General features: G+C 70.9%; 11 protein-coding genes. 2 read left to right on the top strand and 9 right to left on the bottom strand.

Translation table 11 applies throughout. The features are described from left to right. Positions 1-6 precede the first annotated feature (6 nt). The 7 genes from gatC to BMH31_RS10955 form a co-directional block, all read right to left on the bottom strand. A complete protein-coding gene (gatC, locus tag BMH31_RS10985; protein WP_099725201.1) occupies positions 7-327 on the bottom strand; it encodes an Asp-tRNA(Asn)/Glu-tRNA(Gln) amidotransferase subunit GatC in 321 nt (106 codons plus the stop codon). An 87-nt stretch (positions 328-414) separates the two neighbouring features. Further along, positions 415-1,026, bottom strand: a complete 612-nt coding sequence (locus tag BMH31_RS10980) for a DNA-3-methyladenine glycosylase I (protein ID WP_241898292.1) — start codon at positions 1,024-1,026, stop codon at positions 415-417. A gap of 172 nt (positions 1,027-1,198) precedes the next feature. Then, a complete protein-coding gene (ligA, locus tag BMH31_RS10975) occupies positions 1,199-3,661 on the bottom strand; it encodes an NAD-dependent DNA ligase LigA (protein WP_099725203.1) in 2,463 nt (820 codons plus the stop codon). Beyond that, on the bottom strand, positions 3,658-4,866 hold the full coding sequence (mnmA, locus tag BMH31_RS10970) for a tRNA 2-thiouridine(34) synthase MnmA (protein ID WP_099725204.1): 1,209 nt from the start codon (positions 4,864-4,866) through the stop codon (positions 3,658-3,660). Before mnmA ends, ligA begins: the two co-directional genes overlap by 4 nt. Before the next feature lie 96 nt (positions 4,867-4,962). Beyond that, on the bottom strand, positions 4,963-6,129 hold the full coding sequence (locus BMH31_RS10965) for a cysteine desulfurase family protein (protein WP_099725205.1): 1,167 nt from the start codon (positions 6,127-6,129) through the stop codon (positions 4,963-4,965). Positions 6,130-6,137: 8 nt separating this feature from the next. Further along, positions 6,138-7,106, bottom strand: a complete 969-nt coding sequence (locus BMH31_RS10960; protein ID WP_099725206.1) for a tetratricopeptide repeat protein — start codon at positions 7,104-7,106, stop codon at positions 6,138-6,140. A gap of 4 nt (positions 7,107-7,110) precedes the next feature. Then, positions 7,111-9,054: a glycosyltransferase gene (locus tag BMH31_RS10955; RefSeq protein WP_099725346.1), complete on the bottom strand. Its 1,944-nt coding sequence runs from the start codon at positions 9,052-9,054 to the stop codon at positions 7,111-7,113. 316 nt (positions 9,055-9,370) lie between these two features. On the opposite strand from BMH31_RS10955, the gene BMH31_RS10950 reads away from it, so the two are divergent. After that, the gene (locus tag BMH31_RS10950) at positions 9,371-12,922 is read left to right on the top strand and encodes a hypothetical protein (protein ID WP_099747389.1); all 3,552 of its coding nucleotides are present in this window, start codon (positions 9,371-9,373) and stop codon (positions 12,920-12,922) included. Here the strand turns inward: BMH31_RS10950 and BMH31_RS10945 are convergent. Further along, positions 12,919-13,653, bottom strand: coding sequence for an alpha/beta hydrolase (locus tag BMH31_RS10945; protein WP_099725208.1), 735 nt, complete (start codon positions 13,651-13,653; stop codon positions 12,919-12,921). The two genes, BMH31_RS10950 and BMH31_RS10945, sit on opposite strands and share 4 nt — an antisense overlap. A 125-nt stretch (positions 13,654-13,778) precedes the next feature. On the opposite strand from BMH31_RS10945, the gene BMH31_RS10940 reads away from it, so the two are divergent. Next, positions 13,779-14,783 (top strand): ribonuclease HI family protein, encoded by a 1,005-nt coding sequence (locus BMH31_RS10940; RefSeq protein ID WP_099725209.1) that lies wholly within the window; start codon positions 13,779-13,781, stop codon positions 14,781-14,783. Between the two features lie 348 nt (positions 14,784-15,131). Here the strand turns inward: BMH31_RS10940 and BMH31_RS10930 are convergent, their stop codons facing one another. After that, a complete protein-coding gene (locus tag BMH31_RS10930; RefSeq protein WP_241898252.1) occupies positions 15,132-15,713 on the bottom strand; it encodes a transglycosylase SLT domain-containing protein in 582 nt (193 codons plus the stop codon). Positions 15,714-15,834 lie beyond the last annotated feature (121 nt).

Here is a 15,834-nt window from a genome sequence, read left to right as displayed (position 1 = left end):
CGTCCTCTACTGCTCTTCGCCCAGAATCGACGACACGCGGAACATGCCCTCGGCCGCATCGGGCGCGTTCATGAGCGCCTGCTCCTGCGTGAGCACGTCGGAGACCTCGTCGGGTCGGGTGACGTTGCTCAGCGGGATCGGGTGACTGGTGGCCGGCACCTCGGGGGTGGCCACCTCGCTGACCTTCGCGATGCTGGTGAGGATCGATCCGAGTTCGCTCGTGAGCGAGGAGATCTCGGAGTCGGTGAGGGCGATCCGGGCGAGTCCGGCGAGATGCTGCACGGTCTCGGCCGTGATCTCGCTGCTCGCCGCGCTGGGTTCAGGCATGCTGCTCCAGGGGTGAAGAGGGGCTTCGGGAACCCGTCCATCCTATCGAGCGCCGGCGACCTCGGTTCGTGGGAGCTCCCGGATCCCTCATGGCGCGAACGGGAGCGGGACGTCGGTGCGGCTTCCGTCGACTGCCCAGAGGCCCGAGCAGCCGCGTCGGTGGCTCGAGCGGAGGTGGACGTCGACAACGCCGATGGCGCTCATCAGGGCGTAGACGGTGGTGGGGCCGACGAAGGAGAAGCCGCGGTGCTTCAGTTCCTTCGCGAGCGCGACGGATTCCGGCGATGTGCTCGGCACCTCGATGTCGGACTCGGGCGACGGAGAACGCTCGGGCATGGCCGACCAGACCAGGCGCGCGAGGTCGCCCGCTTTCGGGTCGTCCCGCAGCGCGAGCGCCGCTCGCGCGTTGCCGATCGTGGCGAGGATCTTCATGCGGTTACGGATGATGCCCTCGTCGGCGAGCAGCCGAGCGATGTCGGCTTCGCCGTACGCCGCGATCGCCTCGGGTTCGAAGCCGTCGAACGCCGCTCGGAAGGCTTCCCGCTTGCGCAGGACCGTGATCCAGGAGAGCCCGGACTGGAAGGCCTCGAGCGTGAGCCGTTCGAACACCCCTCGCTCGTCGAAGATCGGCATGCCCCACTCGGCGTCGTAGTACGCGGTGAGCACCGGCGACTGCTGCGCCCAGGCCGCGCGGACCAGGGGCTCGGCGTCGCCGCCGCCGGCCGCGGAGGCGAGGCTGGCATGGTCGAGTGCTTCGGGGGTGTCGGTCACCGGTTCTCCTTCGCTCGGGAATGCCCCTCAGCGTAGGGATTCTCCGAAGCCGCGAAGCCGGAAAATCGAGATCTGTGGATAACTCGCCCGGAGGCGCCGCTCAGTCCTCCGACCGGGGCTCCTCGAACGAGATGCCCTCATCGACCTCCGCTGCTTCGTCGACCTCGGCTGCTTCATCGACCTCCGCCGCTTCGCCGACCTCGGCGGCTTCGGCATCGCCGAAGCCGAGGGCAGCGGGTCCCTCCGAGACGAGCACTGCGAACTGGCTCGCATCGAGCACGGGGATCCCCAGTTCCTCCGCCTTCGCGAGTTTGGATCCCGCACCGGGACCGGCGGCGACGAAGTCCGTCTTCTTCGAAACGCTCGACGCGGCTTTTCCGCCCGCCTGGATGATCGCCTCCTTCGCGCCGTCACGAGTGAATCCGTCGAGGGACCCCGTGGCGACCACCGTGAGTCCGGCGAGCACCCCGCCCTCGGCGACGGCTGCGCCCGGACCGGGGTGGCCCGGCGTCGTCCACTGAACGCCCGCCGCGGTCCACCGCTCGACGATCTCGCGGTGCCAATCGACCTCGAACCACTCGAGCAGCGACTCCGCGATGATCCCGCCGACGCCGTCGACCGCGGAGAGCTCCTCGACGCTGGCGGCACGGATCGCGTCGAGCGAGCCGAACCAATCGGCCAGCGCTCGCGCCGCGACCGGACCCACGTGCCGGATGTTGAGCGAGACGATCAGCCGCCAGAGCGGCTTCGTCTTGGCCCGCTCGAGCTCGGCGAGGAAGGTCTCGGCGTCCTTCGAAGGTCGCACGACGCGGTGATCCTTGCGGAATCCGGCCTGACGACGTGCAGTCGCGTCCATCCCCTCCGCCTCGGGCGGGTACTCGACGGTCACGCGCTGGAACGGAGAGCGTCTGCGCGGTTCGCCGGTCGCCTCGTCGATCACCGGCTCGCCGGTCTCGCTGTCCCGGACCACGACGGTGATCGGGACCAGCTCTTCGAGGGTGAGGTCGAACAGCCCGGCTTCCGTCTCGAGGGGCGGCACGGACGGCACCTCGGGCTGGGTGAGCGCCGCGGCGGTGATCTCACCGAGCACCTCGATATCGAGACCGCCTCGCGAGCCGATGTGCTCGACCCGTCCGCGGACCTGCGCCGGGCACGCACGCGCGTTCGGGCAGCGGAGGTCGATGTCGCCCTCCTTCATCGCGCGCAGCTCCGTGCCGCACTCCGGGCATTCCACCGGCATCTGCCACTCGACCTCGCTGCCGTCGCGGCGTTCCAGCACCGCGCCGAGCACCTCGGGGATCACGTCGCCCGCCTTGCGCAGCACGACCGTGTCGCCGATCAGCACGCCCTTGGCCTTGACCACCTGCTGATTGTGCAGCGTGGCCTGGCTGACGGTCGAACCGGCGACCTTGACCGGTTCCATGACCGCGTAGGGGGTCGCCCGACCGGTGCGTCCGACCCCGACGCGGATGGCGAGCAGCTTGGTGTAGACCTCCTCGGGCGGGTACTTGTAGGCGATCGCCCACCGAGGCGCCCGACTGGTCTCGCCGAGTTCCCTGTGGAGCTCGAGCTCGTCGATCTTGATGACGATCCCGTCGATCTCGTGCTCGAAGTCGTGCCGGTGCGCGCCGCGATCCTCAATGAACTCGAGCACCTCGTCGACCGAGTCGAGCACCCTCGAGTGGGGCGACACCGGAAGGCCCCAGGAGCTCAGCAGCTCGTAGGCGTCGGACTGGTTCGCGAAGTCCGGATGCTGCCAGGCGCCGATGCCGTGCACGTAGAGCGAGAGCCGCCCGAGCCGATCCCGCATGAGTTCGAGTTCGCGCTCGTTCTTCTTCTCGGCGCGCTGGCGCAAGCTGCCTGCCGCCGTGTTGCGCGCGTTCGCGAACTCCGGGAAGCGCACGGTGATCTTCTCGGCGGGGACGCCCTTCGCGAGTTGATCCGCCGCGAACTCGGCCTGGAGCGCGTGCTGTCGCTCGTTCAGCGCCTCGAAGTTCTCGGTCGTGAGGAAGACCTCGCCGCGCGCCTCGAAGAACTCGGGGATGCCCTCGCCCTCGAGCACGCGCGGGATCACCGGGATCAGGTCGACGTTCTCGGTGATGTCCTCGCCGACCCGGCCGTCGCCCCGGGTGGTCGCGGTCTCGAGCACGCCGTTGCGATAGGCCAGCGCGATGGCGAGACCGTCGATCTTGAGCTCCGTGAGCCAGCGCACGGCGCGCCCCGACGACGCGCGGGCCTTCTCGGCCCATTCGCGGAATTCGTCGAGCGAGAAGACGTTGTCGAGACTGAGCATGCGCTCGGCGTGCTCGTGCTCGGGGAACCCCGCGGAGGCGACCGCGGATCCGACCTCCTGCGTGGGGCTGTCTTGGCCGGCCAGTTCGGGGAACGCGCGCTCGAGCGCTTCGAGCCGGTGGAACAGCTCGTCGTACTGCGCGTCCGAGACGAGACTCGTCGCCTCGGAGTAGTAGGCCGCGCGGTACCGCTCGATCTCGGCGGTCAGCTGCTCGGCCTCGACGCGCGCCGCTTCGAACTCGACGGGGATGCTGCTGTCGTTCTGGGTCACACGCTCATTGTAGGAGCGGCCACCGACATCTCTTCGACGCGCAGCTCCGTGCCGGGCTCGGCCGACGCGAGCGCCCGGTCGATGGTGAACTGCCCGAGCACGCGAGTGCCCCGGTACAGCACCGCGGTCTGGCCGGGAGCGACTCCGAGCAGCGGCTCGGCGAGCGCGAGGTCGATATCGACGACGATCTCGTGCGAGGCCTCGGCACGGTGCAGCTCGGTCCGCTCCGTCTCGTCAATCTCGACGAGACGCGCGACCGCGGGGACCGGATCGGCGTGCGCACGGATCTGCACGTCGCAGGAGAAGGCGACGCCGGGGTCGATCCCCGGTTCCCCTGCCCAGCTGTAACGTCCGCCCGCGATCCGGGAGATCGCGAGGCGTTCCTTCGGGCCGACGACGACCTGGTTCGAGACGGGCCGGATCGAGAGCACGTAGCGCGGGTTGCCGTCGACCGCCGGACGGCCGAGCTGCAGGCCGCGCCGCTGGCCCACCGTGTACCCGCGGGCGCCGTCGTGCGTGCCGATGACATCGCCGGACTCGTCGACGATCTCGCCGGGCTCCCGATCCAGGTGCTCGGAGAGCCACTCGCGCGTGTCGCCCTCGGGGATGAAGCAGATGTCGTGGCTGTCGGGCTTCGCCGCCACCTGGATCCCGCGTTCCTCGGCCTCGGCGCGGATCAGTTCCTTCGAGGGCGTGTCGCCGAGCGGGAAGTAGCAGTGCGCGAGCTGCTCCTCGGTCAGTACGCCGAGCACGTAGGACTGGTCCTTCGCCCAGGCGCTCGCCCGATGCAGTTCGCGTCCTGCCGGCCCGTCGACGAGCGTCGCGTAGTGCCCCGTCGCGACCGCGTCGAAGCCGAGCGCGATCGCTTTGTCGAGCAGCGCCGCGAACTTGATCTTCTCGTTGCAGCGCATGCACGGGTTGGGGGTGCGACCCGCCTCGTACTCCGCCACGAAGTCGTCGACCACGTCGGCCTTGAAGCGTTCGCTGAAGTCCCAGACGTAGAAGGGGATGTCGAGCAGGTTGGCGACGCGGCGGGCATCCATCGCGTCCTCGATGGTGCAGCACCCCCGCGAACCGGTGCGCAGGGTGCCCGGCATACGGCTCAGCGCCAGGTGGACTCCGACCACCTCGTGCCCGGCTTCCACTGCGCGTGCCGCAGCCACCGCCGAGTCGACGCCGCCGCTCATCGCAGCGAGAATTCTCATCCGTCCATTCTACGGCGACTCCCGGCCTCCGGTGCACGCCGTTTCCGAGCGCACCCGTCCGCCGTCATCGCTCCGCGCGATGCCGATCCCGGAGTTTCAGCTCAGTCCGGCGCTCCGCGCACGCTCGACGGCGCCCGGCAGTTCCCGCAGCAGCAGTTCGATCTCGGTCTCCGTCGTGTCGAAGCCGATGGTGAAACGGAGCGCACCGGCCGCGACCTCGTCGTCGAGCCCCATCGCGAGCAGCACGTGCGAGGTCTCGGCGACGCCGGCCCGGCACGCGGACCCGACCGACGCCGAGATCCCCGCCGCGTCCAGCAGGAACACGAGCGAGTCCCCCTGGCACCCGGGGAAGGTGAAGTGGGCGTTGCCGGGCAGCCGCCCGTCGGCCGCGGCTGCCCCGCGCAGCACCGCATCGGGAACAGCGTCGCGAACGCCCGAGACCAGACGATCCCTGAGCGCGCGGATGCGTTCGAGCCGCGGGGCCTCGGGCGCGGCGAGCTCCGCCGCGAGTGCGAATCCGACCGCACCCGCGACGTCCTGCGTACCCGACCGTCCGCGCTGCTGCGATCCCCCGTGCTGCAGCGGATCGATCGTGGTACCGCGGTCGATGAGCAGCGCTCCGATCCCGACCGGCCCACCGATCTTGTGAGCCGACAGGCTCATCAGCGCGGCTCCGCTCCCGCGGAAATCGATCGGCAGCTGACCGAGCGCCGCCACGGCATCAACATGGACCGGGATCCCGGCGGTCCTCGCGATCCCGCAGAGGGCGACGGTGTCGTTCACCGTGCCGACCTCGTTGTTCGCCGCGAGGAAGGAGATCAGAGCGACCCGTTCCGCACCGGCTTCGGCGATGGCGGCGGTCAGCGCTCCGGGAGTGAGTCGGCCGGTCCCGTCGAGCGGGATCCAGCGCAGTTCCGCGCCCTGCGCGTCCCGGAGCCACTCGGCGGCCTCGATCGTCGCGTGGTGTTCGCCGTCCGCGACCAGCACCACCGGGCCGGAACCCGCCCGCCGTCGCGCCCAGAAGAGCCCCTTGAGGCCGAGGTTGATCGACTCGGTCCCGCCCGAGGTCAGCGTGACCTCGGCCGGGGTGCAGCCGAAGCGCTGCGCGAGCCCCTCGCGCGCGGCCTCGAGGCGCGCGCTGGCCGCTTGGCCGTGCCCGTGGGTCGACGCCGGATTCCCGACGGTCCGCAGCGCTTCGGCGTACCCGGCGAGGACCTCGTCGGGCATCGGGGCCGTCGCGGCATGATCGAGGTAGGCGCGCACGTCCGGACTCAGTAGAGCAGGCTCGCGAGTCGCCCCCGCGCGGCGACGACACGCGGGTCGGCGGTTCCGACCACCTCGAAGTAGTCGAGCAGACGCTCCCGGATCGCGCTCCGCTCGTCGGCATCGGTCCGCTCCGCGAACAGCTCGAGCAGGCGCAGCAGCGCGTCCTCGACGTGACCGCCCGAGAGGTCCAGGTCGGCCACCGCCAGTTGCGCTTCGACGTCCGTCGGACGATCGGCGGCGGCCGCACGGATATCGTCGGCGCTCTTGCCCTGCAGACGCAGCAGCAGCGTGACCTGCGCGAGCGCGGCCTTCGCCTCGGCGTCCCTCGGAGACTTCGCGAGCACGTCGTGGTAGGCCGCGGCAGCAGCGGCGTAGTCGCCGCGCTCCAGCGCTTCGAGAGCGGGCTTGTGCGCCTCGGGCACCTCGGGTTCGGCCGGCACCGCAGCGTCGGTCTGCGCCTCGCCGTCGAGATCCGGAGCGCTCACGCGGCCGGTGACTCCCTGCTCCGCGGCGAGCTGCAGCAGCTGGACGAACACCTCGCGCACCTGGGCCTCGGGCACCGCGCCCTGGAACAGCGGGACCGGCCGTCCGCCGACGAGCGCGACGATCGTCGGGATCGACTGCGCCTGGAACGCCTGGGCGAGCCCGGGGTTCGCATCGACGTCCACCTTCGCCAGCACCAGCTGTCCCGCGCTCTGCCGCGTCACCTTCTCGAGCACGGGGCTCAGCGTCTTGCAGGGCTGGCACCACTCGGCCCAGAGGTCGATGACCACGGGCACGACGGACGAGAGCTGCATGGCCTGCTCGAAGGTCGCATCGGTGAGATCGAACACCACCGCTGGAACATCGACCACCTGTCCTCCGCCGGGTGCGCCCGCGGGCGCACTCCCCTGCGCGGGCTGCTGGGCCCGCGCAGCGAGGTGGCTCAGGTCGACCCCGCCGCCGGGGATCCGCTCGGGCATCTGCTGACTCATCTGGTTACTTCCTCGCCTCTACGAGCTCGCTGGTCACGCCGAGCCGCTGGACCTGTCCGCCGCTCGTCTTACTCGGGATGAAGAACAGGATCTGGTGCGTGACCACGCGAACCAGCTTGTCCTGACGGCCCTCGAGACCCGAGAGCGCGGTCACGCTCGCGGTCGCCGTGGGCTTGGCGCGGCCTCCGGCCGAATCCTCGATGCGCTCCTCGCGGAGGGTCGCGCTCACGAGAGCGCCACCGACACCGGTGGACAGGCTGATCAGCTCGGAGTCGCTGGGGGTCACGGTCACCGAGTACTTGACCGACTCGTTGCCATCCTTCTTCGCCTTGGCCTGCGCCTGAGCGACCCACGCCGCCCCGCTCTTCGTGACGAGGACGTCGTCCTGCAGGTTGAACGCACTCGCCTCGGCGACCTTGTCGCCGCCCTGCAGCACCTTGGCGTAGTCGGCGACCGCAGCCGCCGGGGTGAGCGCGAGCGTGCTCAGATCGTCGGAGACGCGCGCGGTGCCCTCCTCCGCCGGCGCGGCGTCGGGCATCTTCTGCCCGCCTCGGAGCGCGATGACGCGCGACACCTGGAAGTTCACGTGCGGGTTGTCCTGCACGAGCATCAGCGCGAGCGTCGGCGATTCCTCCTGCTGCTGCGCAGCATCGGACTGCGCACTGGGGCTCGGCGTGGAGGCCTTCTTGACGCCGGGCTCGGAGGCGACGGTCGCCAGGACCACGCGGGGCCAGTCCTCGGTGCTCTGCACCAACTTGTAGGACTCCTGGCGGTTCGTGATGCGGGGCGGGACCACTTCGTAGTCCTTCACCTTGGCCCGGATCTTGTAGTTGGCGGTGCGCTGCTGCAGCGCGTCGCCCGTGAACCGGGCTTCGAGCTGCTTCGCGTCGAGGCTGTCGTCGCCCTGAGTCGCGGCGTCCGCGACGCTGCCGATGATCCGCTTGATCTGGTCATCGTTCACCGGGACCGGTGCGGACTTGGACGGGCTCGGACTGGTGGTCGACTCGGTCGGAACCGCGTCGCCGCCGAACTGGGGCCAGTACGAAGCGGAGCAGCCGCTCAGCGCCAGCAGCCCGGCGAGCCCGATGGGGATCGCCGCGCGTCGGAGCCTGCGCACCGCCGTGCGCTGAGCGGTTCCGGAGCCCGCGTCCGCGGCCTTCGGCGCTTCGGTCGTGGTGGAGGGCGCCGCCCGCCGCTTGCCGCCGCCGCGGAAGAAGTTGCGGATGCCTTGCAGCGGCCCGCGCCGACCGCGCCGCGGTCCGAGACCGCGGCGGTCGTGGTCGACCGCGAGCAGGTAGAGCAGCGCACCGATCAGCGCCAGGACGCCGCCGGCCACGAGGAACGGTCCCGCCAGCGGAGTGCTGCGGTCCTGCGACCAGGCGATCGCGATCTTCTGCGGCAGCGGCTCCGTGCCGTTCGTCGCGATGAGGATCGACTGATCCGGGTTGAGCGCGACGGGCACCCGCAGCGTTCCGGCTCCGTCGGAGGCGGACGGGGACGCGCCCGCGTTCGACACGCCCGTGCCGTACTCGGCGAGCCAGAGATCGCTGCCCCGCGGGTCCAGGGGTTCGGGCGTCTTGGCCGCGTCGGCCTTGGAGTCTCCGCCCTCCGCTGCCTTCGGGGCCTCGGCGGCGACCGTCGCGGCGTTCAAGCGCTTCTGCTTCGTATCGGCACCGATCTCGAGGTGGCGGTATTCCGCCGCCCAGGCCTCGACATCGCGGGACGCACCGATCGCCGCGAAGGCGTTCTTGCCCTCGAGCACGACGCTCGGCTGCCCGGCCACCTCATCGAAGACCGAAGCCGGGATCACCGCGTAGTGCTCCTCCCCGCTCGACTCGGCCTGGAACTCGATCTCGGCCGGTCCCGCGAGGAAGGTCCGCTGGCCGATCCCGAGGATGAGCATGACGCCGGCGAGCACCAGGGCGGTGATGGCACCGAAAAACCGCACGCGGTCCTCCTTCATCGGCGGATCCGATCGCGCTCCCGCGCGTCGCATCTCGCCATCCACAGACAATTCAAGCTTCAACGGTACCGGAGCTTTCCGAGGGGCGGGTGGGTACGTCTTCGCGTTCAGCGGAATCCCATGCGGACCGCGCACTGCGTCCCCCGGATGGAGCGGGCGCCGCGTCGGCTCGAACGTCACCGGTCCGGGATGTCATCTCCGGCTCCTGACCGGCCGAAATGTTCTACGATGAGACAGATCTCCGGCGCGCAGACGGACCCTTCCGACGCGTACCGGGCAGCCACCATTCCGGAGGACCCTCGTGACCGAAGCAGATCCGCTCTTCTCGCAAGCCTTCCGCGGCTACCACCGCGGCGAAGTCGATGCGAAAGTCGGCGCCCTGTCCCAGCACATCGGCACGCTCCAGGAGCACCTCGCGTCGCTGCAGGCGGCATATCAGCAGGCCGTCCGCGACAGCGAAGAGCAGCGCACCCTCATCACCGACCTCCAGGACCAGGTGTCCGAGCTCGGCGCGAGCGGCTACTCCGGCCTCGGGCTCCGCGTCGAGAAGAGCCTGCAGATCGCGGAGGATCACGCCCACCGCCTCATGGCGCAGGCCGACCTCGACGCCGAGAAGCTGCGCCGCACCACCGAGGCCGAGACCCAGCGACTGCTGAGCCAGGCGCAGAGCCGCGCCGATGAACTGGTGACCAGCGCCACCGAACAGGCGGAGACCGCGGTCTCCGCCGCGCGCGCGGCCGCCGAACGACTTCGGACGGAGAGTACCGCCGAGAGCGAGCGGCTGCTCGAGGAATCCCGCCGCACCGCCGAGCTGCTGCAGGCCGCCACCGAGCGGGATGGCGCATCGCGAACCGAGACCGCCGAGGCCGAAGCTCAGGCGATGCTCGCCCGTGCACGCGCGGAGGTCGAGCGGCTGCTCGAGGCGGCGAAGGCGTCGGCCGCCGAACTGCGCTCCACGACCGAGCGCGAGGCCGAGCAGTTCGCTCGATCGAGCGCCGAGAACGAGCGGGACGCGGCGCAGGAGCGTGCTCGTCTCGCGAGCGAGGCCGAGCGGACCCGCGCGGAGTTCGCCGCACGTCAGCAGCGCGAAGAATCCGAGCTCGAGGCACGCTTCGCCAACCGCGAGCGCGAACTCGCGCAGGAGATGGACGGGCTCCGTCGCACCCTGAGCACCGAGATCGAGACGCTCCGCGGCCGGATCGCCCAGGAGCGCGAAGTCCACGATCGCGCCATCGCCGAGGAGCGCGAGACGCACGAGCGGAGCATCGCCGAGCAGGTGCGCAGTCACGAGGAGCGTCTCGCCCAGCAGCGGGAAGCCGTCGCCGCTGAGCAGGCGCGCACCGACGAGGCCGCTCGCGCACGGATCCAGTCCGCGCAGGAGCAGGCCGAGCGCGAGCGCGCTCGCGCCGACGAGACCGCCGCCGCCGAGCGCGCGCGGCTCGCCGAGGAGCAGGCTGAGCGCCTCGCCGAAGAGCGCGCGGCTCAGGAGCTCGATCTCGGCCGCACCCGCGAACAGCACGAGTCCCGTATCGTCACCGAGCGCGACGCCCACGACGCCGCTCTCGCCGAAGAGCGGGAGGCCCATGCGGCCCGCATCACCCGGGAGCTCGAGGCGCACCAGACTCGACTGGTGAACGAGCGCGCCTCCCACGATCAGCGGATCGTCGCCGAACGCGAGGCCCACGAGACCGCGCTCACCTCGGCACGCTCGGATCAGGAGGCGCAGCTCGCGGATGAGCGCGCCGAGCACGACCTCCGGATCTCGACCGAGAGCGCGGAGCACGCGCAGCGCATCTCGGCCGAGCTCGGACTGCACGCGACCCGGATCGCCGACGAGCGCGAGGCGCATGAGCGCCGACTGATCGGTGAGCGCGGCACCCACGAGGCGCAGCTGGAGCAGGAGCGCGCCGCGCACGACACCGCACTGTCGGAGGAGCGCGACGCCCACGAGACGCGCATCTCGACGGAACGCGCGGCCCACGACGAGCAGCTGGAGCGCGAGTCGACCGAGCACGCTGAGCGGATCGAGCGCGAGGCAGCGGAGCACGCTGAGCGGATCGAGCGCGAATCCGCCGATCTGGACGCCCGCATCGAACGGGAGACCACCGAGCACCGCGCCCGGATCGAGCGCGAGTCGACCGAGCACGCCGAGCGGATCGAGCGCGAGGCAGCGGAGCACGATGCCCGCATCGCACGCGAGTCCACCGACTTGGACGCCCGCATCGAGCGGGAGTCCGCGGCCCATGCCGAGCGCATCGAACGCGAATCCGCCGCTTCCGCGGAGCAGATCGCTTCCGAGCGGGAAGCGCACGAGCAGTCGCTCGCGAACGAGCGGCACGCGCACGACGAGTTGCTCGCCGACGAGCGGTACGCGCAGCGCACCGAGCTCGACACCGCCCGCAACGACCAGGCAGTCGCTCTCGCCGCTGCGCTGGCCGCGCACGAACAGCGCATCGCCGAGGAGCGCGAAGCGCACGACACCGCGCTGGAGTCCGCCCGATCGCTCCAGCACGCGGAGCTGTCCCAGGAGCGTGCCGCGCAAGAGCAGGAGCTCGCCGAGCAGCGCGCGACGCATGACGAGGCCATCGCAACGGAGCGCGCCGAGCATGAGCACGCGCTGCGCACGGAACGCGAGGCGCAGGAACAGCAGCTCCTCGCCCAGCGGGAGCAGCACGATGCCGCCGTCGCCGCGGAACTCTCGGCGCACCGCGCCGCTCTGGAGACCGAGCGAGCGGATCACGACGAGCGGATCGCGGCCGAGGTCGCCGAGCACGAGCGCACCCTCGAGCAGGAGCGCACCGAACAGGAGCGCCGGCTCTCCGCAGCACGCAGCGCGCACGAGGCGACGCTCGCCGACGAACGAACCCTGCATGACGAGACGATCACGGCGGAACTCACCGAGCACCGGGCCCGCATCACCGACGAAGCCGGTGCTGAAGCGGAACGCATGCGTATCGACCGTGAAGAGGCCGCGGCCGAGCTGGGGCTCTCCCGCGAGCAGTTCGAGCTGCGGATCGAACGCGATCGGGCGCAGTTCGCCGGTGACATCTCGCGCGAACGAGACGAGCACGAGCGCGAACTCGCGGCGGCTCGCGAACTGCACGACGAGACGCTCCGCCACGAGCGCGAAGCCGCGGCCGAGCAGGTCGCGCGCGAGGTCGAATCCCGTCGGGCCGCGGTCGCCGAGGAGACCGACCTGCTTCGGGCGGACACCGTGGCGGAACTCGCGGATTTCCGCCACCGCGAAGAAACCGAGCTGGCGGAGCTCCGCAGCGCGACCCTCGACTCGGTGCGTGCCGAGCGCGAGCGCATCGCCGCCGAGACCGCCGAGTTCGAGCGCAGCACGGCCGAGCGCCGCGAGGCCTTCGAGCAGGAGTTCGCCGCCCGGCAGCGCGAGGCGGCCGAGACCGCTCAGCGCGAGCTCGACGCCGCACGTACCCAGCTCGCCGAACTGCACGAGCGGCTCACGACGGCACGGGACGAGCAGCATCGCATCGAAGACGCCGCAGCGACCGAGGCCGACCGGATCCGCGCCGCGGCCGAGACCGAGGCCGCGGGAATCGTCCAAGAAGCAGAGCGCCGGGCGCACGCGACCTTCACGAGCGCGGAGAACCGCGCCGCCAAGGTGCTCGCCGCAGCCGAGGATCGCATGACCCAGCTGAAGGTCGAGCGAGGCGCCGTCGCCCGCTACTTCGAGAGCCTCGGCGAGGTGCTCACCAATGCGCAGAAGATGACGTCGGCGACGCAGCAGGCCACCGACGTCACGATCGTCGACCAGGATGCCGCCGATCCGGTCTCGGAGGACACCGATCCAGCGACCTCCGCGACGGGCGGCAGCGAGACCGACCGCTAGCGACGCGGCTCGACGCGCTCCTCGGCGACCGAGCCGGGGAGCGGCGTCGGCGCGGTTCCCACCGCCCCGACGATCTCGTCGAGCACCCGCCGAACCTGCTTCTCCCCCACCCACAGATGGCGTCCGCCCTCGACCGGGATCATCTCGGCACGCGGCACCGAGGCGAAGCGCTCCGCGGCTTCGGCCGGCTGCAGGTAGTCGTCGAACTCCGGCACGATCACCATGAGCTCGGGCGCAGCATTCGCCCAGGCCGCGACCTCGGCGTCCGTCGCCCGATGAAGCGGCGGCGAGAGCAGGATCGCGCCCTCGATCGGGTGCTGCAGACCGTACTTCAGCGCGAGCTCGGTGCCGAACGACCAGCCGACCAGCCAGGGGTTCGGCAGACCGCGCTCGGCGACGAAACGCATCGCCGCGTCGACGTCGAGCCGCTCGCCCACGCCCTCCTCGAAGGACCCCTCGCTGGTGCCGCGCGGCGAGGATGTACCTCGCGTGTTGAAACGGAGTACCGCGAGGTCGGCGAGTTCGGGCAGCCGCCACGAAGCCTTGCGGAGCACGTGGGAGTCCATGAATCCGCCGGCGGTGGGCAGCGGGTGGAGCGTCACGAGGGTGGCCTTCGGCGCGCGGCCGACCGGCACCGCGAGTTCTCCGACGAGGACGAGCCCGTCCGAGGTCCGCAGTTCGACGTTCTCCCGCTCTGCGCGCAGCACGGTTCCGCTGGTGATGTCGATCATGGGTCTCGGATCCTCTCGTCCGGCTGCGAGCCGCTCACGGCTCTCGGGCACCACACCAATATAGAGAAGCCTCCGGTGCGGGCGCGTCCGCACGGGCACCCCGACGGCTCTGCCAGGATGGAGGGATGACGATCGTTGCAGCAGCGGACGGCTCCGCACTCGGCAATCCCGGTCCCGCCGGCTGGGCCTGGGTGATCAGCGATCAGGAATGGCGCGCCGGCGGCTGGCCCCGCGCGACGAACAACCAGGGCGAGCTCATGGCCGTCCTCGATCTGCTGCGCTCGACCGAGTCGCGACGCGACGAGCCGCTGCGGGTGCTCTGCGACAGCCAGTACGTGATCAACTCCGTCACCAAGTGGATGCCGGGCTGGAAGCGGAAGGGCTGGCGCAAGGCCGATGGCAAGCCCGTGCTGAATCGCGAACTCCTCGAGGACCTCGATGCCGCCCTCCGCGGCCGGGAGGTTCGTTTCGAGTGGGTGAAGGGGCACGCCGGGCACCCGCTCAACGAGGCGGCGGACACGCGCGCCCGTGCTGCGGCGACCGCGTACCAGCAGCGCCGGGATCCCGACTCGGGGCCCGGACTGATCGGTGCGGGTCCCGAGCCGGAATCGCTGTCGGCGCGGGCAGCTGCCGTCACGCCCTCGGCGCCGGTGGCTCCCGCCCAGTCTCCTGCCGCGGAGCCGTCCCTGTTCGATCTCTTCGATCTGGATGCCGATCCCGTCTCCACGAGTCCCGCAGGATCGGCTTCGGCGCCCCTCGAGCCGAGCGGGCCGAGCGATGACGTCGCCGCCGAGATCGTCCAGCTCGAGCGCATGCTCCTCGATCCCGCAGTGCGTGGCGACGCGCGCCGCCTCGACCAGCTCCTGCACCCCGACTTCGTCGAGATCGGCGCATCCGGGCGCGTCTGGGACCGCGAGACGACGCTGAGCGCGCTGCTCGGAAGTCCCGCGCTCGAGGCCGACTGCGAGCCGATCTCCGCGATCGAGCTCGCTCCCGGAGTGGCTCAGCTGCTGTACCGCAGCCGCGCACAGGTCGACGGAACCGCGCGCTCGTCGCTGCGCAGCTCGATCTGGCAGCGCGTCGACGGCACGTACCGTCTCAGGTTCCACCAGGGAACCGCGGAGGCCTGAGCCGCTCGGCGCTCACGCCAGGCGCCAGCAGTGGGCATGCCAGTGGCGACGATCCTGCACCGCTGCACCGTCTCCGAAGAGATGCTCGGCGCTCCAGGCCACCACGTGCGCCTGGCCCGGCGGAATCTCGTTGCCGCACGACGGGCATCGGTATGCCTTCTCCGCGCGATGCGCGGGGATCTCGCGCACGAACCACTCGCGGCCCGAACGGGTCACGCGCTGCGCACCGCCGTTCGCCAGGCGGGTGACGTCGCCGCCGCGCGGAGCCTGCGCAGGGCCCCGGCGATGCCTACGCGGCACAGCGCGGCCCCGGTGCGTTCATGCGGATGGCTCCGAGAGCCACCGGAGTTACCACCAGTTCTGAACGGTCCAGGCCTCGTAGGCGCCCTTCCAGCTGCCGTACCGGCTCACGGCGTAGCCGCTGGCCCACTGGAGATTCGCGACCGGATCGTATCCGTTCCCACCGGGAACCTTGCTGCAGGGCAGCGCCTGGGCGAGCCCGCAGGCACCCGAGCTCGCGTTCGTCGCGTTCGGGTTCCAGGTGCTCTCGTGCGAGATGATGTAGTCGACGTAGCCCCAGTCGCTCTTCGCGATGCCCGCGGCGGTCATCCACTCGGCGGGCGATCCCCCGCCGGTGTACATCGGCGGAGCACCCGCTCCGGCCGGAGCCGGATCCTGCGCACCCTTCTCGGAGGAGTCGGTCGCCGGCTCGACCTTCTCGACCTTCTTGGGCTTCGCTTCGGGCACCAGCTCGATCGGGGATGCCGCGAGGTCGAAGGAGGTCTCGGTCGCCGTCGCGGGAACGAACTGCTGGTGCAGCCGCTGGTCCTGGGACGCCATGAACTCCTGGTCCGCGTAAGCGTTCGGGGCCGTATAGGGCACCACGGAGAGGGTGCCGACGAAGGCGAGAACGGCGGTCGCGGAGGCCATGCCACGCACGCGTCGCCATCCCGGTGCGGGTCGGTTCTGTCGAGTCGTTGCAGTCACAATGGTCACGATTCTATCTCAATAGTGGTTGGGGCGCAGCCCGGATTCAGCCGGCGCGTCGGTT

This window comes from Leucobacter sp. OLIS6, from assembly GCF_002752355.1.
GTDB lineage: Bacteria > Actinomycetota > Actinomycetes > Actinomycetales > Microbacteriaceae > Leucobacter.
This window is presented reverse-complemented; position numbering and strand designations above follow the sequence as displayed.